Below are 22,051 nucleotides of genomic sequence, written 5' to 3' on the forward strand. Positions count from 1 at the left end.
CCGGCGACAAACGCCGCGAAGGCGATCCGGGTCAGCTGTTCTCCCGCGCGAGGCCGCTACCAGCCGCGACGTAACGGCGATCGCAGGCGCTGCACGTCGCCTTCGCCGGAACCGTGGCGCCGGCGGCGAGCTTGACGCCACACTCGCAGACCCATCCCACCACGCGCCCGGGATTGCCGACCACCAGCGCGTAATCGGGGATGTCCCTGGTGATGACCGCGCCCGCGCCCACGAACGCATAGACCCCGACCGTGTGCCCGCAGACGATGGTGCAATTGGCGCCGAGGCTGGCGCCGCGCTTGACCAGCGTCTGCCGGTACTCGTCCTTCCGCGACACATGGCTGCGGGGGTTCACCACGTTGGTGAACACCATCGACGGCCCGCAGAACACGTCGTCTTCGAGAATGACACCGGTGTAGACCGACACGTTGTTCTGGATCTTGACGTTATTGCCGATCACCACCGCCGGCGAGATGACGACGTTCTGGCCGATGTTGCAGCGCTCGCCGAGGCGGGACCCTGCCATCACGTGCGAGAAGTGCCAGATCTTGGTGCCGGCGCCGATCTCGCAGCCGTCATCGACGTACGACGATTCGTGCACGAAATATTTGAGATTCATGGGTCCTCGGTCGGGCTAAAGCCCGACGCCACGATTGCTGCTTACGTTATCCACGGGCGATCACCTTGGGGTGCGCGTCCGCGTTCGGCGCCACGACCGGCGCCGAGCGGATCTGCGCCGTCAACTCCACTGACGGGCGGGCCTCGGCAATCCCGAAGCCGCGGCCGGCCAGCACTTCCTCGTAGACGCGCGTGTGGAGGTCGGTGAAGCCCTCGCTGAACTCGACCTCGTGATCATCCACGGTGATGGAGCGGAAGGTCGTTTTCACGCCCGGCTCGGGCGCGAACGGCAGATCCGAACTCTCCGTGGACAGGTACCACTGCACGTCCGCGCGCTCGAGGTCCAGCACGCCGGCGGCCCGCTGCGGCTCGCGCAGGTGCACCACCGATTGACGGACCGGGCCAAACAGCCAGGTGATGAGGTCGAAGAAGTGAATCCCGATGTTGGTGACGATGCCGCCGGAGCGGTCTTCGTGGCCCTTCCACGACACGTGGTACCACCCGCCGCGAGCGGTGATGTAGGTGAGACGCACGCTGTGGCGTTTGCCCGATTCGGCCTTCAGCTGGTCTCGCAGCGCCATCAACTGGGGATGGACGCGCAACTGCAGGATGGTCGAGATCCGGCAGCCGGTCTCCTGCTCGAGTTCCTCGAGCGCATCGAGGTTCCACGGATTGATCACGAGCGGCTTCTCGCAAATGACGTTGGCGCCGACGCGGAGGGCGAGGCGCATGTGGGCATCGTGCAGGTAATTGGGCGAGCACACGCTCACGTAATGCACGCGCGCTTCTTCCGGACCGCGGCGCAGCTTCTCGAGATGCCGATCGAAGCGCTCGAACTCGGTGAAGAACCGGCAATCGAACGCAAAGCGATCGAGGATGCCCACCGCGTCGTGGGGATCGGTCGCCGCCACGAGGCGGTTGCCGGTGTCCTGAATGGCCTTGAGGTGCCGGGGCGCGATGTAGCCGGCAACGCCCGTGACCGCGAAATTTCGAGGCTGGGTCATGTGTGTACCGAGGCGGCTTGCTTCAGGATTCGCGCCAACTGCGGAGCAGTGACGCGCAGGGAGTAGCGCTCTTCGATCGTCTCACGGCCGGCGCGGGAAAACCGGTCGCGGAGTGCCTTGTCGGTCAACAGGCGGTCGAGCTTGTCGCGCCATTCGGCAGGCGTCGAGGCGAGAAATCCGTTCTCGCCATCGCGAATGATCTCCCGGTTCACGCCGACGGCCGCCGCCACCACCGGCACGCCGCAGGCCATGAACTGAATGGCCTTGAAGCCGCACTTGCCGCGCTCCCAATCGTGGTCCTGGAGTGGATAGACGCCGACGTCGCACGAATTGAAGAGCTCGACTTCGCGGTCGAGTGACCACGGCACTTCCTGTACCGTGACGCCGTCAAAGTGGACGGGCTTGCCGGCGCCGCTGACCTTCAGCGTGAACGGATGCCGCGCCGCAGCATCCTTGAGCAGCGGACCCATCTTCTCGAGGTAGTGATAGGTGGTCGGGCTGCCGATCCAGCCCACCACGGGACCGCTGGCCGGCACGCGCTCGCGATCCGGACGCGGCACGAATCGCGTCGTGTCAACGGCGGTCGGAATGACCGTGACCGCCGGGTTGAACTGCCGCGCATAGTCGGCCAGGAACTCGTTGCCGACCACGACGTGCGAACTGAAAGCGATAATCTTCGCCGGCCGGCTCGTGTCTTTCAGAAACCCGAGGCTCTTGTTCGCCTCACTCACGTTCGGCAGAAAAATCGCATCGTCGAAATCGAAAACGATGGGCAGACCGCGGCGGGCGATTCGTCGCTCGATCCAGGGCGGGCCCGCCGGCACGGCTTCGCGATACAGGAACACCACGTCGTAGTCGTCCAGCTCCTGCAACAGGCGCAGCCTGCGGATGAGCAGCCCGAGAAAGCCGAAGCTCTTTCGCAGGAAGTGCCCGTGCTTGTAGACCATCCGGAAGAACTCGCGCGTGTAGAACGGCCGAATGGTGACCTTGAAGCCCTGTGATTCCAGGTAGGGCACGTACTGGGAGACGCGAAAGCGGCACCCGGCGCCCTCCTCTGGAATCGGCGAAATCGCCAGAACGCGAATCGGTGCCACGCTCACGTCAGTCCCTGGCCATTCCTCGTGCTCGATGAGGCGAGAACGATCGCGCCGGTCCCCAGGCAGAGTGCCGGAACGATTAGCCATAACCAGCCCGACGGCATCGCCGTGGCGATCGTGAAGGCCAGGTGCACCACGGCGGCCACGACCAGCATCAGCCCGACAGCGAAGCGCTGCGCTGACGTGCCGAGCTCGCGCCAGGTCCCGGCCAGCCGGCTGGCGGCCGCGACCGCGGCAGAATCCCCGGCGCCTCGCCAAATCCGCTCGAGCGTCCGATCGATCGCGCCGAAGATGACGCCGGACTCGATCACCATCGCGGCCTGGCGATCCTCGCGGCGGTCGTCGCTCATTGTGCGCTTCCCGGTGCCGGCGCCAACCGGACGACGGTTCCTTGTAGTTCGTAGAGCGGCGTCCTCAGCGTAAATGGTCCACCGATGCGCAGGGGCCTGTTGGCGTAAATCCAGCCCGAGGTCCCCTGCTGTGCGCTCACCACGATGCGCGCATCACGCGAAGACGGACCCGCCGCCGCGACGCTGGCGACGCTTCCGCCAGCGGATAACTCGTTGGTGACTTCTCCCCGGTCGACGTCGCCGGCCTTCAACTGCGCCAGTGCCTCGAGCGCCCCGGTGAACCTGACGGTGATGTCGAGCGGCACGATCGGTTGGGTGCCGCGCACCTGGTCGATCTGGAACGGCAGCGTCCCGGCCGGCGTGGGAAGAAACATCAGCGTCGTGGGGTGCACACCGGTGCCGTCGGCGACGCATTCAGGCTGGCCCTGCGAGGCGCGTACCCAGCACCCCATGCGGATGATCGCCGGCACCATGAGCCCGTTCGGAATCGGAACCTCCACCCGGTCGGACCTGGCAAAGACCCTCGCCACCTGAGGGACGGGCCGGCCCACCGCGATCACCTCGCCGACTTGCGGGATGGTCATCCCCACAGTCAGGCTGGCGGTCTGGCCGGCCTTGAGGTTGCCGAACATGCCGACGACGATCACCTTCGCGTCTGGCAACGCCGAGGGATGGATCGTCAGTGCCTTGGGCAAGCGCGATCGCTCCTGCGCGAAGTCGAAGAGCACGACGTCGTAGACGCCCGGCGGCACGTCGACCAGGTCAATTTCGGCTTCGCTGGTGTCCCTGAACAAAAACGTCTGCCCCTGATGACTGCCCACCGAGACGCGCATGTACGGCCGGAGGTTCTCGCCGCGGACGCTGAACCGCATGTTCGGCGCGTGGATGATCTCGGCGGGCGCCACCCGGGTCAGGGTCGGCATCGGCGACCGGAAGAGCGCGTAGGCGCCGTATCCCAGTGGAATCAATCCAACCACCAGCAACACGACGAGGGCGTCGAGCAGATTCAGGCGCCCGAACAGTTTCCCCTGCTCGTCAACAATCGCCATGCGGGTTCACTCCTTCAGTGGCCGGGGACGCCGGGGTGAGATAGCCGACGACGTGGCACAGACCCAGGCCCGACAGCCAGGCCAGGTACGGTAGCGCCAGTCCGCGGTGGCGAATCAGGGTACCGATGTTCCCACTGGTCAGCGCCACCATCATGATCAAGGCGCCCGCGTGCGACGCCAACAGGCTGGTGAGCAGCGGGTCGCGCCGCAGACCGGCCACAAGGCCGAACGGCACAAACGCGAGCAGCACGTACCACAACATCTGTTCCGGCAGATACGCGCGCAGGCCCAGCGACTCGGAGCGCCACGGCACCGGTTCGGTCACGTAGCTGACCACCGCCCGCACCACAAACCGGCCGGCCTCGCGGCCCTGCATCTCAACCAGCAGGCGCCGGTCGTGGTAGTAGCGGGGATCGAGGATCTTGTAAGAGTAGCCTTCCGAGACGATGTGCCCGCCATGATAGGACGCCGACGAGCGCACGACTTGCGTGACCCGCTCTTGAATCGAGGGCGTGACCAGGAGGACCGCTCCGAGCACGGGCGCCGCGACGAGGGACGCCCACGCCAGCCGCGGCCGGCTGACGACCAGCGCCAGCGCCAGGCCGCCGGCCGAGCCGACCAGGCCCACGATCATGCCCCCGCGACGCAGGCTCTCGAGTGCGAAGATTCCGGCAATCAATCCGAGCGCCGCGAGGGCGCGGTGCCACCAGCGGGCGCCGCCCCGCACCAGATACAGGCAACACAGCAACTCTCCGACCGCCACGAGCGTGTAACCCGGTTCCTTGAGCGCGGAGATCGACCACACGAACAGGCTTGGAAAGAACAGCAGCAGCGCCAGGCCAGCCAGCGCCGCCACTTCGCCGAAGGCCGGCCGCACGTAGCGATACACGAGCACGACACCGACGATGTAGGCCGTGGCATTCATGACGTGAATGCCATAAGGGAATGCGCCGACCAGCGCCTGCAGATAGGCCAGCACATACAGGTAGCTGGATTGCCCGACGTCTTCGAAGGCGTAGATGATATCGGCGGGTGAAATCGGCACGCCCAACCCGATGTTGCGCAGCCACAGCGTCCGGTTCTTGAAGAACTGTTCGTCGCCAAACAGCGTCGCAAACGGCTGCGACGGATCGGCGCTGAGAAACAGCAGGCCGATGGCGGCCAGGCGGGCAACCACGGCGACAACCAGCAGCGACACGAACCAGCGCCGTTCGCCCTCCGACAATCCGCGACTGGCCCAGACACCTACCAGGACAAGCACCGGCAGGCAGAGGATGGTCATCGGCGACAGGGTGTAGGCCATCCCCAGAGCGAGACCGGCGCCGATCGCGGCAACGGTCATTACCCGTGGCGCCGGGGCGGACGCGCCCGCGAATTGGCCCATCAAGCCGCCAGCTCCTGAAACAGGCGGTCGTAGCGCTCGATCACATTCGGCAACGCATAGTGTTCGACGTCGCGTCTCGCCCGCGCGACCAGGCGGTCGCGCAACGGGCGATCGCTCAGGATCTGCGAGATCGCCGCGGCGACCGCGGCCGGCTCGTGCGCGACCAGCAAACCGTTCACGCCGTGTTCGATGATCTCCACGGTCCCCGGCGAGCGCGTCGCCACCACCGGCGTGCCGCAGGCCATGGCCTCGATGAGGACATTGCCGAACCCCTCGTAAGACGAGGTGAGCACGAACACATCGGCGTGCGCGATCGCGGCCCACGGGTTCTGCCGGAACCCCAGGAACCGCACCCGCCCGGCCAGCGGCGGCTGCGCGGCGATCTGCTCCAGCCGCTCGCGCTCGTCGCCGTCGCCCAGGATCCAGGCGCGAACGGGAGTGCCCCGATTGAGCTGCTCGAGCGCCGCCAGGAACAACGGATAGTTCTTGACGCCGGCCAGCCGGCCCGCGGCCACCACCACCGGCCCCTCGCCGGCGGGATCGTCGAGCGCTTCCGCGGCGCAAGCCGCGATCGCCTCGAGGTCCACGGGGTTGTGCAGCACGCGCAGCTTCGCCCGCGGCACGCCGTAGCGCGTGGCGAGATCGTCCGCCACTCCCTGTGAGGTGACCACCACGGCGTCCGCCCGGCGATAGAACCACCGCGTCATCCACGCAAACACCCGCCGGCGCAGCGGCTGCTGCCACGAGAAGTCCGGATCCTCCAGGAACCCGGTGGTCGGCGTGCCCTGGTTGAAGACGACGCGCGCGCCCGTGCCCGCCATCCACGCCGCGATGGCGGTGATGAAGTAGCTGAGAAACGGCATGACGATGTCGGGCTTCGCGGTCCGCAGAAAGCGCGCCAGCTCGAAGAGCCGCGCCAGCCACGAGCGCTGGGAGGCCACCACGACCCGCACGCCGGGGGCGATGCGATCGAAGTAGACGCCGTCGGCGCCGCTGAAGAGATAGAGCATGCGTTCGTGCCGCGGGTCGAGCGCGCTCAACACCGTCACCGCCACCCGCTCGGCGCCGCCGCTGGTCAGCGTGGGAATCACGAAGCAGATCTTCACGCGACCTGCAACTCAGATGACACGATGCGCATCATCTCGGCGGCCTGATTTTCCAGCGTGTGCGCTCGCGCGGTCTGGTAGCCGCCGCTGATGAGGCGCCGCCTCAACGCGGAATCCTCGATGACACGGAGCAGCGCCGCCGATAATTCCAGGGCCACAGATGACGCAGATGACACAGAACCTAGGGCCGCAGACTTGTCCGCCGAAGCGCGCAGCGCGGAGGTGGATGACACAGATGACGCAGAATTAGTCATGCTGACCAGGAGCCCGTTGCGCTCGTGCTCAATCAGGCTGGCGATGCCCGAAACGTTGGTTGTGATCACAGGCAGCCCAGCCGCCATTGCCTCCAGCAGGACGCGCGGGATGCCCTCGCCGGGCTGGGTGGGGAGCACAAACATGTCGTACTGCTGGTAGAGCGGCATCAACTGGTCCAGCGGCACCGCGCCCTTGAGCGTCACGCGCTCGCCGACGCCGAGGCGCACGGCCTCCGAGGCGATGCGATCGCTCTCCAGATCGCCGATCTGCCCGATCGTGGGCCCGACGATGTCGATGGTGACGTCGTGGCCGTCGGCGACGAGCGCGGCCACCGCCTCTGGCAGGACGCGCAGGCCCTTGCGGGGGTCGATGCGGCTCACTGTGAGCAGCCGGATCGGCGTCGACCCGCAAGTGTCGCCGCGCGACGCGATGTCCTGCAGGCTCAGTGTCGTGGTTTTGGTTTCGAACACCGTGGCGCCCTGCCGCTCGTGCTTCTCGCGCAGGGCCGCACCGTTGGCAAAGGTCAGCGCCCGCGTCGTCATGTAGCGCAGCGCCCACTCTTCAAACGCGACATAGGCGCCGAACAGCGCCTTCTTGGCGCCGCGATACGGCAGGTATGGCAACAGCGCTCCGTAGTCGCCCACCACCAGCAGGAACACCGGTTTGCGCGCCGCCCGCGCGAGGCGGAAGGCAAAGATGGCCGCCGGTGTCGGCACGCGAAGGTGAATCACGTCGCACTGCCGGACCCATTTGCGCAGCCGGCCGTGGAGGAACGGCAGCATCGGGTAGAACTGCCGCGGACCGGGGAAATACGGCAACGGCGCCAGCCGCACGTTTGACGCCCGCAACCGCGACCCCGACGCCGGCGGCACGTCGAAGACGGGCACCGACAGGACAATCTCGTCGAAGTACGGCGCCAGCGAATCAACGTAGCGCCCGAACGATCCTTCGGACTCCCACAGGCTGCCATCAGCGGCCTGCCAGAACGGCATGTGGTAGAGGATTCCTAAGGTGCCTGAGGTGCCTGAGGTGCCTGAGGTGCCTGAGGTGCCTGGGGTGCTCATGCCACCCCCTTCGCAACCAGCAGCCGATTGTAGAGACTGGTGATCGCGTTCACGTAGCCGTCCACGCCGAACCGCGGCCGCACGAACGCCCGCGCGGCCTGCCCCAGCAGCACGCGGGTGGTGTCGTCGTTGACGACCCGCGACAACGCGGCCGCGAGCTCGGCGCTGTCGCCCGGGGTCACGAGCAGGCCGCTGACGCCGTCCTGCACCACTTCCGGAATGCCGGCCACGCGGGTCGCGACCACCGGAAGCCCGGCGCCCATGGCGAGCACCATGGCCAGCGGCAGGCCCTCCCAGAAGGACGGCAACACGAACGCATCGACGGCCGCCAGGATGTTGCCAAGGTCACGACGCGCACCGAGAAACCGCACCCGGCTCGAGAGACCCAGGTCGGCGGCCTGGCGCTGCAGCCCTGCGCTCAAGGGGCCGTCGCCGACAATCACCAGATACGCCTGGCCAAGGTCGGGCCGTTGCGCCAGCGCGTCGAGCAGGACCCGGTGCCCTTTCTGCTCGGTGAGCCGGGCAATGATGCCCAGCAGCGGCGCGCCCGCCGGCACGTTCATCGCCGCGCGCATCTCGTCGCGGCCGACCGTCGTGTCCAGCTGCGTCCAGTCCACGGCGTTGTAGATCACCTCGACTTTTGACGGGTCCGCGTGCACCTGCTTGAGGTAGAAGTCGCGAACCGACTCGGCGGACGCCACCACCGCATCGGTACCCCGCATCAGCCAGCGCTCGGCCAACGCATGCAGCGCCTGCTTCCTCTCGTAGACGTTGACCTCGGTCCCGATCACCACGGGCACGCGCGCCATCATCGCGGCAAACCGGCCGTAGAGGCTTCCCGTCAGGAGGAAGGTGTGCACGATGTCGGGCTGGCACTCGTCGAGGAAATCCCGGAGCCGCAGCACGTCGAACGGATGACGCAGGCCCGGCGTGAGTCCCAGCACCTTGAACGGCACGCCAGTGCGTTGGATCTCGAGGCCGATCGGTCCCGCCTCGTGAATGCACGCGACCGCAGGCTCATAAGCCGGCGGCAGGTGGCGCACAAGGTTGAGCACCATCTCCTCAGCGCCGCCGACCGCAAAGGCGTGCGACAAGTACAGCACCCGGATCGGCGAACCGCTCACGACGCCTGCCCCCGATAGAACGACACGGTCTGCGCCAGCCCGTCGCGCAAGTCGATGGCCGGGGCCCAGCCGATGTCGCGGCCGATCCGGGCGATGCTGGCGACGAAGTCGCCCGCCTCCACCTGTGCCGCCAGCGGCGGCCATTCGACGTGCGCGATGCGCCCGGCCCCGGCGATGTCGATCACCATCGCGGCGAGGTCGGCCATCGCGGTGCCGGTGCCGCTGGCAACGTTGTAGGCGCCCCCGTCCGACGCCGGCGAGGCCGCCAGCGCCAGCAGCGCCGACACCACATCGTCCACATGGATGTAGTCGCGCAACTGCCGGCCATCGCCGTACAACGTGAGTGTCTGATCGGCGATGGCGAGGTGAATGAACCGGTTGATGATCCCGTAGGCGGTGCGCCCGGCCGGCTGGCCTGGCCCGTACGGGTTGGTGACACGCGCGATGGCAAAGCGCAACCCGAACAGCCGCCGATACAGCCGCAGGTACTGCTCCACCGTGCGCTTGTGGATGGCGTGAACGGAGAGCGGTTCGCCCATCGCCAGTTCGTCGGCCGGCATCGACTCGGGCCGGCCGTACTCGAGGCGCGAGCCGACGGCGATCACCTTCGCGGTCGGATTGACGTGACGCAAGGCATCCAACAGCACGAGGGTGCCGCGGCAGTTGACGTCGAGGTCGGTCCAGGGCTCTTCCATGCTGCGCAGCGCGCCTGACTGCCCCGACAGGTTGAACACCACGCTCTGCCCGGCCACCAGCCGCGACACCAGGCTGTGATCGCGCAGATCACCCTCGATGACGTCGACGCCGTGGGATTCAAGTTCGCTGACCAGGGCGGCGTGGCGCTCGCGTGACGGCGTGAGGACGCTGACGCGCGCGCCAAGCAAGACGAGGCGGCGGGTCAGGTTGCTGCCGATGAACCCGAGGCCGCCAATCACGAGCACGGGCATGCGCTGGAAGGCACTCATCAAGATCCCGCCGGCTCGAACAACCGATCCGCCGATACCAACTCGACGTCGGAGTAAGTGGTCACGTGATCGAGAACGCGGCGCAAGACGTCCTTGAGCACCGCATCCACCTCCCAGTAGTGGGTCGCGATGCAGAAGTGTCCGCCGGCGCGGCGCGCCTCTTCAAAACCCGCCACCAGTTCGGCGACCGTGGTGCCCGGAATCAGGCTGTGGCAGCCAAATTCCGCGTGGTTGGCGTAGCGAAGCACGTGGGGATAAATCAGGCGATCGGCCTTCGTCCGGCCGGTCCGGGAACGATACTGGCGAATGCGCCACCAGTTGACCGGCGTGTAGCGGTCCCACGGCCGCATCGACGGCCTGAAGGAGAGAAAGGTACCGAGCAGGTTCAGCCCCGCCCGGCTGATCGCCTCGAATCCCCGCTTCGACAGCGCGTTGTGCGGCGGCACGAACATGGTCAGGCGCGTGTCGAGGACCCGCTCCAGATACGAACGGCCCTCGGCGAGCCGGCGCTCGAGATCGGGCGCGACCTGGAACTCGTAGCCGTCCGGAAAATCCTCGTGCGTGAAACCGTGCTGGACGATGGTCACGCGCCCGGCCGCGACGTGAGTGCGCAACCGCTCCACGAGCTCGGGGTTCTCTTCAAGGGGAAACGTCCGACCCGCCTGCCAGTACTGCTGCGGAATGGCCTTGTCGGCGAAGCCCGCGGCATGCGGGACCACGGCCAGGGCGACCGGCAACCGATCCCAGATGTCGTGGTAGACGGCCTCGAGACGATCCGGATCCGTGAAGAACGAGGTGTCGTCGTCTCGCAGGGCGACCTTCACGCCGGGGCTCCCGGCGCGAGCACGGCGTCGGCGTAGACGCGCTCCAGTTCCGCGGCAATGGTGTCCCACGAAAACTTCTGCATCGCCCAGTGACGCGCCGCCGTCGCCATGGTGGCCCGGCGCGGTTCCGATTCCAACAGGCTGAGCACGGCGTCGGCCAACTGGTCGGCGTTGCCGTTCTCGAACACGAGACCGCTCACGCCGGGCGACACCGTCTCGGGCAAGCCACCCGCATCGGACACGACCACCGGGGTGCCGGACGCCTGCGCCTCGATCGAGGTGAGCCCCAGCGCCTCGGGGAACGTCGATGGCACCACGCTCACGGCCGCATCGCGATACACCTCCGCAAGCTCGGCATCGACGTAGGTGGGCCCGCGCAGCTCGATGCGATCGTTGGCGTCACAGCGAGCCTTGATCTCCGCGTAGTACCCGGACGGCTGCGCGTCCCAGTACGAATGCGGCCCCACGATTCGCAGCCGCGCTTCGGGCGCGCGCTTGCTGATGAACTGCTCGAACGCATCCACCAGCACCTTCACGCCCTTTCGAGCTTCGACGCGGCCGACGTAGAGAATTCTGGGCGCTGGCTCACCGGCTCCCGGTTTGAAGAGATCGCAGTCGACGCCGTTGTAGACGGTCGTCACCGACGCGCGCACCCCGGGATACCGCTCCACCGTGTGCCGCTCGATGAACTGCGACACGCACAACACGCGGGAGGCCATGGCGAGCCCACGCGCGAACAGGCGACGGTCCCAGGCGCGATAGCCGAATCCCCAGCCGTAGTCCATGCTGTGCAGCGAGATGATCAACCGCGCCCGCGACCCGGCGGGGTGGCTCAGCCACAAGCCCGCTGGCCGGCTGTGGTGATGCACGACGTCCACTGACAGCCGTGCCAGCACGCGGCGCACCGCCAGGTAGTACCAGAGGCCGCGAAAGAGCGCCGCCGTGCGGCCGCGATCCAGCCACGCCGGAATGGTCAGGTAGTGATAGTGCACGCCGTCGATCGTGTCTTCGGTCACGGCGTCCCCGCGGTCCCGCGAGATGACGTGCACCTCGTGACCGCGAGCAGACAGGCGGACGGCGGCATCGCGGATCCAGCGCTCGATCGCGCCACCCTTGATCGGCGGCACCGGTAGCAGTTCAGGCGCCACGTGACAGATTCTCATGCGGTACGGCGGGACTGAAGTCCCGCCCTTCTGGTGGCCCCTATCGACCCGCCCAGCTCGTCGATCACCGCCGCCGTGACGCGGGCGGCCGAGTGGCCGTCCGTGAACTGGCACTGATCGCGCACCACTTGCCGCCGGCCTTCCGCGTCGAGTGACGGATCGCCGAGATACCGGGCCACCGCCGCCACCATCTCGGCGGCCGACGTCGCCACCCGCACGGCGTGGCGGTTGGTGATGTTCACGTAGTGGGTGAACTTGTAGTACCGCGTGGCGGAGCTGACATAGGGCTCCACCTCGGGACCATCGAAACAGATGTTCACCACGGGAGTGTCGAAGATGCACGCCTCAATGGTGATGGTTGACGCCACGTTCACCACCGCATCGGCGTGGCACAGCGTATCGCCGAGGTGACGCTGGTGCTCGGGCATCACGTCGATGGCGAGTCCGTCGGCGACGGTCACGGTGCTGCGGAACGGCTTCTCGATGATCACGTGCGGCACGCCCGCAAACTCGCGGTAGGCCGCCACCTCGTCGCGCGGGTGCAGCCGCACCAGCACCTGCGCGCCCGCGAGCGGCCCGTGCTCGATTGCCACCGCCAGCTCGCGCAGGACGTAGTCGTGGTGCCGGTACAGGGACCGCGGTGTGGTGGTGAGCACGATGAGCTTGCGGGCCGGGTCGGCGCCGATGCGCGCGAAGAACTCGGCGCGGGTGCTTCGGGCCTGCGGGCGAAAGTGCACGTCGAACTGCGGCGCGCCGGCCACGCGCACCGCCTCGGGACGGTAGCCGTGCAGCCGCACCGCCTGGTCCTTCATGATGTCGTTCCACACCACGAGACGGTCGGCTTGCCGCACGGGCAGGAGCTTGTTGGTGAAGTTGTCCCAGCTCGCGTCGATCACCATGCAGGGCACGCCACGACGCCGCGCGGTTCGCATCAAGGGGACCTCGGAGAAGACCAGCCCCGGGTTGGCGCACACCACCAGGGCCGGACGATGCTGATCGAACAGGCGTTCCGTCTCCGGGTGCGATACCAGGCGGTCCGACAGGGCGTAGGGCGCAGCGGCGCGCGAGACGAGGCGGCCCAGCAGCGACTTCAGCCCGAGCCAGCGGATGATGCCGTTGGCCCGCGCCTCCATCATGCGGATGCGCACCGACTCGGTGCGGCCGCGGCTCAGGAAGCTGGCCTGCACCAGCGACAGCAGGCGCGCTTCGAGACCGGAGGGCACATGCGCCGGCTGATCCAGCAGTAACACGCCCGGGCGCTCGAACTCCTTCACGAATGCCGCATCGCGCGCCATCGGCGACAGCAGCACCACCGGCAAGGTGGCATCGAACTCCCGCAGCCGGTCGAGCAGGCCGCCGGCCCGCAGCATGTTGCCGGCACTGGTGCCGTGCGGCACCGACACGAAGATCGACCGCGTCACGCCCGCGCACTCCCGGGCCCGAAGTGGCGGACCTCAAACGGCACGGTGACCAGCCCGTCCTGTTCGTCGGCCAGGCTGTCGACGCCGCCACCCGCGCCGACCACCGCGAACCGCGGCCCCGCCACGATCTCATCGTAGGACCCGAGCTGGTGGGCGTCGGTAATCGACAGGCGCAGCACGTACTGCCGGGGCCGCAGCGGCAGCCGGCCAAAGCGCATCTCGATGGCGCCGGATCCCGACACCGTGGCGGGCATGTCGGCGCGGACGCTGCTGGCGGTGGTGACAATGACGCCGGTGTCGACGTCGACAATGGCCACCTGGAACACCGGACGCTCCACCGGCCTGGTCGCGGTGTAGCCGCCCCGCACCACCAGGGTGTCTTCGGCGGCAAACGTCGTCGCCGGCGCCATGGACTGGTTGAACAGCTCCACGGATTCGAAGCGCACTTCGCCGGTGCCGCCACGATGGCTTTGCAGCGACGTCTCCTGGTTCGCGAGCGCCTGCAGGTTGACCTCGTTCATGTAGCGCTCGGCGATCTCGCCCGCGGGACCGTGCGCACGCACGGCGCCTTCCTCCATCCAGAGGATCTGACTGCACAACCGCCGCACGTTCCACATGTCATGCGAGATGAACAGCACCGTCTTGCCGGCCGCGATCAGGCCGCGCAGCGCCTCGAGCGCGCGGCGCCGGAACGCGGCGTCGCCGACCGACAGCACTTCGTCAACGAGGACGATGTCGGGCCGGCTGTGGATCGCGACCGCGAAGCCAAGCCGCGCATAGAGGCCGGACGAGTAGCGTTTCATGGGCGTGTCGATCAGGCGCTCGACGTCGGCGAAGTGGACGATCTCGTCGAATTGCCGATCGATTTCCTTGCGCGTCAGCCCGAACAGGCCGGCCCCGAGGTACACGTTCTCGCGCCCGGTGAGCTCGGGGTGAAAGCCAGCGCCCAGCTCGATCAGCGACACCACGTGGCCGGCAACCCGGACCTTGCCGCTGGTCGGCCAGGTCACCCGCGAAATCAGCTTCAGCAGCGTCGTCTTTCCCGCGCCGTTGCGGCCGATGATGCCGAGCCCGGCGCCCTGGGACACCTCGAACGACACGTCCTTCAGGGCGTGGATCGTCGAGCTGATTTTCCCGCGCGTCGCGCTGTGCACGTCGCCGTTGTTGCCGCGCCAGCCGTCGATGCTGGACGCCACGAGGTCAACCACCGTCCGGGAGCGGCCGGTGCGGTAGCGCTTGCTGGCGTGTTCGAGTTGGATGGCGAGGGACACGGGGCTTAGATCACGTCGGCGAAGTACTTGTCGGTCTTCTTGAACAGGACCGCGGAACACAGCAGCAGCCCCAGAATCAGCGCCGCCGAGATGCCGACCACGTCCCACTCGGGCGCGCGGTTGAAGATCAGCACCGCCCGCAGCCCCTCGACCACGCCGGTAAGCGGGTTGAGCAGGAAGAACGGCCGGTACGCCGGCGGCACCGCCGACAGCGGATACGCCACCGGCGTGAGATAGAGCCACAACTGCAGGCCAATCTGCACCACCGGGTTGACGTCGCGGTAGAAGACGTTGAGGGCCGAGGTCGCCAGCGTCACGCCCAGCGTGAACAGCAGGAGCAACAGGGCGAACACCGGGACCAGCGCCATCCACCGGCCGACGCCGACCTGGTAATAGACCATCAACAGCGCGAACAGGCTGGAGGCGGCCGCCAGATCGACCAGCCGCGAGCCGACCTGCGCGAGCGGAACGATCTCCCTGGGGAAGTAGGTCTTGGTCACGATGTTGCGGTAGGTGACCAGGCTCATCGTGCCCGAGTTGACCGAGTTCGAGAAGAAGAACCACGGCACCAGCGCGGCGAACGCAAACAGCGGATACGGCGCGCCGCCCGACGGCATCTGGCCCAAGCGCGAGAACACCAGCGTGAACACCGCCATCATCGCCAGCGGCTGCGCGATCGCCCAGCCGGCGCCGAACAGCGACTGGCTGTAGCGCCCCTTGACCTCACGCCGCGTGAGGTTCATGAGCAGCTCGAGGTACGCCGCCATCGAGATCCGCTCGGGCTTGTCGCTCAGTTGATGGCTGGTCGTCAATCGAGGACAAACTCCGACTTCCAGTTCTCGTCTTCCGCCCGCTTCGGCTGGTCGGCCTTCTCGAGCAGGAAATTCTCGAGCACGAGCACATCCATGTCGCTGCGCATGAAGCAGCGGTAGGCGTCTTCCGGCGAGCAGACGATCGGCTCGCCGCGGACGTTGAAGGACGTGTTGATGATGACCGGACACCCCGTGCGCCGATTGAAGGCCTCGAGGATGTCGTAGTAAAGGGCGTTGGTCTCGCGGCGCACCGTCTGGATGCGCGCCGAGTTGTCGACGTGGGTGATCGCCGGCACGGTCGAGCGCGGCACGTTCAGCTTCTCGATGCCCCACAATGCATCGGCCTCGGGCGGCACCGGAATGCGGCGTTCCTGGTTGACGTCGGCGACGAGGAGCATGTACGGACTGTCACCGTCGAGCTCGAACCAGTCGGCGGCGTGCTCGCGCAGCACCGACGGCGCGAAGGGCCGGAACGACTCGCGGAACTTGATCTTCAGGTTCATCTGCGCCTGCATCTTGGGCGACCGCGGGTCGCCGATGATGGACCGTCCGCCCAGCGCCCGCGGCCCGAACTCCATGCGGCCCTGCATCAAGCCGACGACCTTCTCCGAGGCAAGCGCTGCCGCCACTTCGTCGGCCACCGCCGACGGTTCGACCCGGCGCGCCACCCACCCACCGCGCTCGATCGCCAACGCGATCTCGCTCTCCGAGAAGGACGGCCCTAGGTACGAGCCACTCATGCCATCGGAATACTTCAAGGGGCCTAAGGTGCCTAAGGTGCCTGGGGTGCCTAGGGTGCCAGGGCCAGGGGTGCCAAGAGGGCGTTCCCAGGTACCGGCCGCCTCGGGGCTGACGCGCGGCTGATCCAAATGCCGATGCCACAGGCTGAGCGCCACGCCGAGGGCGCCGCCGGCATCGCCGGCCGCCGGCTGGATCCACACCTGGTCGAACGGTCCTTCGCGCAGAATGCGGCCGTTGCCCACGCAGTTGAGCGCGACGCCCCCCGCGAGACACAGGTCGCGCATGCCGGTCTCACGATGCGCGAAGGCCGTCATCTTCAACATCACCTCTTCGGTGATCTCCTGGATCGAGCGGGCGAGGTCCATCTCGCGCTGCGTCAAGGGGCTTTCCGGCTTGCGCGCCGGACCACCCAGCAGCTGCTCCATCCGCGAACCGGTCATGGTCAGCCCGTGCGCGTAGGTGAAGTAGTCCTGGTTCATCCACACACTGCCATCGTCCTTGATGTCGATGACGTGGTCCTTGATGGCCTTGACGTACTTGGGCTCGCCGTACGGCGCGAGTCCCATCACCTTGTACTCGCCGGAGTTGACGCGAAAGCCGGTGAAATAGGTGAACGCGGAATACAGCAGGCCAAGCGAGTGCGGGAACCGGAGTTCGTGCAGGATCTCGAGGTCGTGGCCCCGGCCGACACCGATCGACGAGGTCGCCCATTCACCGACGCCGTCGATGGTGACCACGGCGGCCTGCTCGAACGGTGACGGATAGAACGCCGAAGCCGCGTGCGATTCATGATGCTCGCCGAACAGGATCGGTCCCTCGTAGCCGTCCAGCTGATCGGCAATGTCATCCGACATCCAGAGCTTCTCGGTCAGCCACAGCGGCATCGCCATCAGATACGAACGCAGGCCCAGGGGCGCCGACGCGACGTAGGTCTCGAGCAACCGCGAGAACTTGACGAGCGGCTTCTCGTAGAAGCCGACCAGATCGAGTTGCGCCGCGGTGATGCCCGCCTCGCGCAGGCAGTAGGCGACGGCCTGCGCCGGAAACGACGCATCGTGCTTCTTGCGGGTGAAGCGTTCTTCCTGCGCGGCCGCGACGACCCGGCCATCCACCACCAGGCAGGCGGCCGAGTCGTGGTAATACGCAGAGATGCCGAGAATGAACTTGGGCAAGCGCTAGAACAACGTGTAGATGAACGGCGCGACGGCGCTCGACTGCGCGAACACGATCAGCAGGCCGAACAGCAGGAAGACAATCACGATCGGCATCAGCCAATACTTCTTTTCCTGCTTGAGGAACTGGAAGAACTCGGACAGCACTCGACTTTTGGCCATGTCATTACCTCAGTACATCTTCTTGTAGTGATCGGGGAGGCGATACCGGGCCGGGTACGGCGACCAGCCCGGCCAATTGCGCCGTTTCCTGGCGAGAGGATCCTTGCCGGTGAGCCGCCACAACAGCCCCAGGGGACTCAAGACCACCGCGAAGATGACGGTCAGGATGATCCGGGCGTTGATGTAGCCGAGAATCATCGCGAAGCGCCACCACACCGCGCTTGGCCACTTCAACAGCCGGGGCTGCACCAGCCCGAGCACCAGGAGGACGGCGCCGATCGGGCCGACGATCTGCGCCGTGAGCATGCGCTCGCGCCAGACCATCGCCGCGGCAATGAGCAGGAGGACGATGCCGACCGAGACGCCGAACGACTTCTCGGGGTTGGCCGGACCTTTGGATGTCATGTTGTCGCTACCGTGAGGGGTGGGGCCAGGCGTGGCGCGCGCAGAGCTCGTATCACCGCCAGGATCGCGATGACGATCGAGACGGCGAGCGCGTAACGCGAGGCCGGGACTTCAGAGATCTGGGCACCGATGCGAAAGTTCGCCAGGGTGTAGGCGGCGACGAAGGCCCAGGTAAGGGCCGCGGGCAACTGCGCCAGCACGATGGCGGCAACCGGGACCGCCAGGAAATAGAAGTTCCACAGTGCGCGTTCCGGGGTCGCCACGTAGACGAACGCCAGCAACGCCGGAATCGCTCCGGCACACAGATCCTTGAGGATCTGCGGCGCCTGCTTCCAGCCCACCGGCAGCATCAGGTTGAGCGCGCCAAAGGCCCCGAACAGGCCGAACGCAGCCGTCGCCGGCGTGACATGTTCAAGCCACAGCCGGAGATATCCACCGGCAAGGGGCTTGGACGATGGGTTGTCGTTGTAGCTGTAGTTGAAGGCCGACATCAGCACGAGTTGCAGCGCCACCCAGGCGGCGGTGACTGCCACCGCCAGCGTAATCCGGACGCGGAATGTCTTCCACTCGCGCCCGAGCGCGGCGGCGGCGGCCGCGATGTAGAGCGGCGCTGCCGCAAACTCCTTGGCGAAAATGCCGATGGTGGCAAGCGTCCCGGCAGCCCTGGTGCGGCCTCGCAGCAGGAGCAACGTGGTGATTGGAGCGAAGCACAGCACGAGCGGATCCGCGTTATAGGGATGGTAGACGGTCGAGAAACTGCCGGCGCCGAGCGCCGACAGCCAGATGGTCAGCGTCACCGCGCGCGGCGCAAGCCCGAGCGCCAGCGCGAGTCGGCCGGTGGCTACCGCCGCCGCGGCGTTGGCGACAGCGGCATAGGCGCGCCAGCGCGGAAGCGATGGCCCGGGGAAGGACTCGACCACCGCGGGAACGAGAATCCGGAAGCAATTGAGGTCGGCGCACCCCGGAACGATCACGCCCTGACCGACCTTCTCCATCATGCCCTGGTCGGATGGCGTGGGCGCCGGCGCGAGCCACGCGACGAGGCCAAGAATGGCCAACACGCCGGCGCCGTGCCACCAGGCGGTTCGCCAGAAGATGGCGGGCTCGCCGTGGCCGATCATCGCGATGCGGCGCTTCCCTTCACGGCAGCCAACGCCCGGATCGCCGGCGCCAATCCCCTGGCCATCGTTGCGTTCCCTTCGGCGTTCAGGTGCATGCCGTCGAACGCGATGTCGAGGTTGTTCAGGTCGACCGAGTCGCGCAGATCGACATAGCGAACCCGCGGGTCGTTTGCGAAGTGGCGGGCAATCATGCCGATCACGGCGCGCTGCTGGTCATCGTGAACTCGCGCATCCTCCTTGACCTTGCGGGGCTGCCCCGCAATCGCGACCACCTTGCCGCGATCCAGGGCGTAGCGGGTCGCCACGTAGATCGCCTGGCAGTAGTTCGCCCAGGGAGAGGCGCAGCCGGCCTCGCTCGTCAGTGAAACCGCCGGCGGTGCCTGGTTCGAGAGCCGATCGAGCTGCCTGCTGAGCGATTCCGATACCGCCCCGGCGGCCTCGAGCGCCGACGCTGAGGTGCGATCGGCCAGGCCGGGCCGGAACACGGTTCTGCCGGTGGGCTCATTGCGGGCATCGGCATACGCCGCGTTGAGGTCACCGCCGTAACGCAACGACCGGGCCTTCTCGGTGAGGGCGAGAGGCAGAATCGGAAAGTAGCCGGTCATGCGGAACACCACCGACTCGTGGCGATAGACGGCCCGGTTGGGGGCCAGGTCGCCGCTGAGATCGTTGTATCCCTCGTACAAGGTGACCACGTCGAAGTCGAGGAACTCGAAGTCCTGCAGTGTGGGCAGGAACGAGTAGGCGCCCTCGTTGTTGAAGCCGAGGTTGATGACCCGCGCAGGGGCTTCACCGCGTTGCTCATTCAACCTCCGCTCGAGGAGGGCGGGGATGGCCTCATCCCACGTTACGCCGTAGCCGAACGCGGTGCTGCCACCGAGCATCGCGACTCGGAGCTCACCGGGCTGCTTGGCGCCGACAATCGGCCCGCGATAGCCCCATCGGTTCAGGCCGGCGGAGCGCTCGGCGCGCCGATGAAGGTAGAGGTCGGCGGCCAGCGCCACCATCAACGGCACCACCACCGACAGAACGACCGCGACGACCGCAAACACGATGAACTTGCGCCTGGTGAGCGCCATTACGCCTCCACTCCGCGGAGTTCCCAGTGCGATCGCGCGGCGACCACCAGGCCGACGGCCGCGACCGCCGCCAACAGAATCAACAGCGGCTCAATCGGCACGCGATGTCGATAGTGCGATTCGAGCACCAGGTGGGGCAAGGTGCGGGAGGCGATGATCCCCAGGACCAGCGCCGTGCCCGCGGCGGCGGCGCCACCGGCGATCACCCGCCTGGCCGCGATGACCGTCCCCGCGCACGCCAGCGCGTAGGCATAGAACCACAGGCCGTAGTAGTACGCCGAGCCCTTTGCCAGGAACACGAGGTCGAATCCGCCAAACGGTTGCGTAAAGAACTGGACGGCGAAGTTATGCACGACAGCGCGGCTGAGCGTTACAGCGACGAGCGCCGGCTGCTGACGAAACTGTGCGAGTGCCGCACCGGGATCCTCGAGCGGCCCGATCAGGTCCTTGCGCGTCCGAACCACATCGCCTTGTCCGGTGTACAGGCGGTCGAAGTGTTGGCGCAGACGGAGGCGGCCCGCCTGAGTGGACACCGACGGCACGATCAACGGTGTCACCACGAGGACCACGCCAGCCACTACCCACGCGGCGGCCCGCCAGGAACCGCCGAGCGCGCGGCGCCTGAAGGCGAATGGCATCCAGGCGAGGACCAACGCCAGGAGGAACGCGCTGGTCTCCCTGACAGCGATGGCGCATCCGAGCAGCACACCGATCGTCGCCCACGCCAGACCGTCAGCCCTGCGGGCTTCGATAACCCGAACCAGCATCCAGGTAATCAGCAGCGTGAGGAAGACGTCCACCGCCTGGTGGCCAATGGCCGCGGCCGCAAACAACAGCGGAAAACTGAGGGCCGCGAAGAGCGCCGCCACCCGCGCGGTTGCCAGGCCAAAGAGCTGCCGCGCCACCAGGAAGAGCAGCACACACGCCAGGGCTCCCAGCACCGACTGGACCGCGCACAAGACGAAATAGCTGTGCCCCGCAATGGCGTAGACCGCTCCGGCGAACCAGACATAGCCGAGCAGCAGCAGCGGATAGCCCTCACGAAATGACGCCGGTACACCTTCGCCGCTGGCAATCGACCAGGCCAGGGCGTCGTAAACCGGGCCGTCCCCGCCGGTCGCGAGATAGCCAGGGTCGGTCATGACCCGGCGGAGGTACAGGAGTCGCAACCCCAGAGCCACGAGGAACACGGCGAGCATGAAGGCACGATCGCCGGCCATCGCCTTGCGCGCCAGGCGGGAGGCAGCCTGCCACCGGGCAGGAGTGGACGCCAATCCCGAAACCCACCCGATCAAGGCGAGGCCGGCCACGACGGCCCCAAGACCCACCCACATGTCGTAGCGAACGAGGGCGGCGGCCAGCACGCAAGCGCCGGCCAGCACGGGCACCACAAATATCGCGGACCTGCCGGGCGCGCGCCCGGACTTGCCCATGTGCCCAGCCGACCAGCCGAGTGCGCCCACCAGCGCCATGCCGCAGAAGCCGCGCGCGTAGAGCCGGTAGAACGCCGTGCTGAACCGCGAAGGGTCGGCGAGTTGCGGGGTGAACATCGCGAGCAGTAACAACAGATGCAACGCCATCCCCACGGCGATCGCCGGTGGCAATACTTGCGAAAGGGGCGCGTGAATGGCTCGTGAGGCGAGCCAGGCCCAGAGAGCGACGGCGGCCCAATAGGCGACGGGAATGACCACCTCGTTCGCGCCGCTCGACGCGATGTACAGCACCAATTGGGCCCGGTCGGGCACCACCATCACAACCACGACGGCGGCGATCACGAACAGGACGCTGGCGGCCAGACCGGCAACCTTCACCGGCACGGGTCCGCCCCGCGGCTCAATCGAATGGTAGAGTGATCGCACTCGAG

The 22,051-nt window shown here is 67.2% G+C and carries 21 protein-coding genes; all 21 read right to left on the reverse strand.

Going from position 1 to position 22,051, the window contains the following annotated elements; translation table 11 throughout:
• Positions 1-31: 31 nt before the first annotated feature.
• The 21 genes from WC815_08025 to WC815_08125 are packed head-to-tail and all read right to left on the reverse strand — an operon-like array spanning position 32 to position 22,004.
• Positions 32-619, reverse strand: a complete 588-nt coding sequence (locus WC815_08025) for a DapH/DapD/GlmU-related protein (GenBank protein ID MFA5908709.1) — start codon at positions 617-619, stop codon at positions 32-34.
• Positions 620-665: 46 nt separating this feature from the next.
• Entirely contained in the window at positions 666-1,622 is a 957-nt protein-coding gene (locus WC815_08030) for a Gfo/Idh/MocA family oxidoreductase (GenBank protein MFA5908710.1), read from the reverse strand.
• Complete coding sequence (locus WC815_08035; protein MFA5908711.1) at positions 1,619-2,716, reverse strand: glycosyltransferase family 4 protein; 1,098 nt, start codon at positions 2,714-2,716, stop codon at positions 1,619-1,621. Before WC815_08035 ends, WC815_08030 begins: the two co-directional genes overlap by 4 nt.
• 2 nt (positions 2,717-2,718) lie before the next feature.
• Positions 2,719-3,069 carry a hypothetical protein gene (locus WC815_08040; GenBank protein ID MFA5908712.1) on the reverse strand — a complete coding sequence of 117 codons (351 nt, stop codon included), beginning with the start codon at positions 3,067-3,069 and terminating at the stop codon, positions 2,719-2,721.
• Complete coding sequence (locus WC815_08045) at positions 3,066-4,118, reverse strand: DUF4330 family protein (protein MFA5908713.1); 1,053 nt, start codon at positions 4,116-4,118, stop codon at positions 3,066-3,068. The genes WC815_08040 and WC815_08045 overlap by 4 nt, the downstream gene beginning before the upstream one ends.
• Positions 4,105-5,460, reverse strand: coding sequence for a hypothetical protein (locus tag WC815_08050; GenBank protein ID MFA5908714.1), 1,356 nt, complete (start codon positions 5,458-5,460; stop codon positions 4,105-4,107). Before WC815_08050 ends, WC815_08045 begins: the two co-directional genes overlap by 14 nt.
• Positions 5,461-5,501: 41 nt before the next feature.
• Complete coding sequence (locus WC815_08055; GenBank protein ID MFA5908715.1) at positions 5,502-6,608, reverse strand: glycosyltransferase; 1,107 nt, start codon at positions 6,606-6,608, stop codon at positions 5,502-5,504.
• The gene (locus WC815_08060) at positions 6,605-7,927 is read right to left on the reverse strand and encodes a glycosyltransferase (GenBank protein ID MFA5908716.1); all 1,323 of its coding nucleotides are present in this window, start codon (positions 7,925-7,927) and stop codon (positions 6,605-6,607) included. The genes WC815_08055 and WC815_08060 overlap by 4 nt, the downstream gene beginning before the upstream one ends.
• A complete protein-coding gene (locus WC815_08065; protein MFA5908717.1) occupies positions 7,924-9,051 on the reverse strand; it encodes a glycosyltransferase in 1,128 nt (375 codons plus the stop codon). Before WC815_08065 ends, WC815_08060 begins: the two co-directional genes overlap by 4 nt.
• Positions 9,048-10,016 (reverse strand): NAD-dependent epimerase/dehydratase family protein, encoded by a 969-nt coding sequence (locus WC815_08070; protein MFA5908718.1) that lies wholly within the window; start codon positions 10,014-10,016, stop codon positions 9,048-9,050. Before WC815_08070 ends, WC815_08065 begins: the two co-directional genes overlap by 4 nt.
• A complete protein-coding gene (locus WC815_08075) occupies positions 10,016-10,840 on the reverse strand; it encodes a DUF2334 domain-containing protein (GenBank protein ID MFA5908719.1) in 825 nt (274 codons plus the stop codon). The genes WC815_08070 and WC815_08075 overlap by 1 nt, the downstream gene beginning before the upstream one ends.
• Positions 10,837-11,988 (reverse strand): glycosyltransferase family 4 protein, encoded by a 1,152-nt coding sequence (locus WC815_08080; protein ID MFA5908720.1) that lies wholly within the window; start codon positions 11,986-11,988, stop codon positions 10,837-10,839. Before WC815_08080 ends, WC815_08075 begins: the two co-directional genes overlap by 4 nt.
• Positions 11,989-11,999: 11 nt before the next feature.
• Positions 12,000-13,424 (reverse strand): CDP-glycerol glycerophosphotransferase family protein, encoded by a 1,425-nt coding sequence (locus tag WC815_08085; protein MFA5908721.1) that lies wholly within the window; start codon positions 13,422-13,424, stop codon positions 12,000-12,002.
• Positions 13,421-14,695, reverse strand: a complete 1,275-nt coding sequence (locus WC815_08090) for an ABC transporter ATP-binding protein (protein ID MFA5908722.1) — start codon at positions 14,693-14,695, stop codon at positions 13,421-13,423. The genes WC815_08085 and WC815_08090 overlap by 4 nt, the downstream gene beginning before the upstream one ends.
• Positions 14,696-14,700: 5 nt before the next feature.
• The gene (locus WC815_08095; GenBank protein MFA5908723.1) at positions 14,701-15,507 is read right to left on the reverse strand and encodes an ABC transporter permease; all 807 of its coding nucleotides are present in this window, start codon (positions 15,505-15,507) and stop codon (positions 14,701-14,703) included.
• Positions 15,504-17,420, reverse strand: coding sequence for a carbamoyltransferase (locus WC815_08100; GenBank protein MFA5908724.1), 1,917 nt, complete (start codon positions 17,418-17,420; stop codon positions 15,504-15,506). The genes WC815_08095 and WC815_08100 overlap by 4 nt, the downstream gene beginning before the upstream one ends.
• Before the next feature lie 3 nt (positions 17,421-17,423).
• Complete coding sequence (locus tag WC815_08105) at positions 17,424-17,582, reverse strand: DUF5989 family protein (protein MFA5908725.1); 159 nt, start codon at positions 17,580-17,582, stop codon at positions 17,424-17,426.
• A gap of 9 nt (positions 17,583-17,591) precedes the next feature.
• Positions 17,592-17,987, reverse strand: a complete 396-nt coding sequence (locus WC815_08110; GenBank protein MFA5908726.1) for an SxtJ family membrane protein — start codon at positions 17,985-17,987, stop codon at positions 17,592-17,594.
• Positions 17,984-19,108, reverse strand: a complete 1,125-nt coding sequence (locus tag WC815_08115; GenBank protein MFA5908727.1) for a hypothetical protein — start codon at positions 19,106-19,108, stop codon at positions 17,984-17,986. Before WC815_08115 ends, WC815_08110 begins: the two co-directional genes overlap by 4 nt.
• On the reverse strand, positions 19,105-20,187 hold the full coding sequence (locus tag WC815_08120) for an SGNH/GDSL hydrolase family protein (protein ID MFA5908728.1): 1,083 nt from the start codon (positions 20,185-20,187) through the stop codon (positions 19,105-19,107). Before WC815_08120 ends, WC815_08115 begins: the two co-directional genes overlap by 4 nt.
• Positions 20,187-22,004 (reverse strand): glycosyltransferase family 39 protein, encoded by a 1,818-nt coding sequence (locus WC815_08125; protein MFA5908729.1) that lies wholly within the window; start codon positions 22,002-22,004, stop codon positions 20,187-20,189. The genes WC815_08120 and WC815_08125 overlap by 1 nt, the downstream gene beginning before the upstream one ends.
• Between the last annotated feature and the right edge of the window lie 47 nt (positions 22,005-22,051).

The sequence above is a fragment of the Vicinamibacterales bacterium genome (assembly GCA_041659285.1).
Taxonomy (GTDB): domain Bacteria; phylum Acidobacteriota; class Vicinamibacteria; order Vicinamibacterales; family UBA2999; genus 12-FULL-67-14b.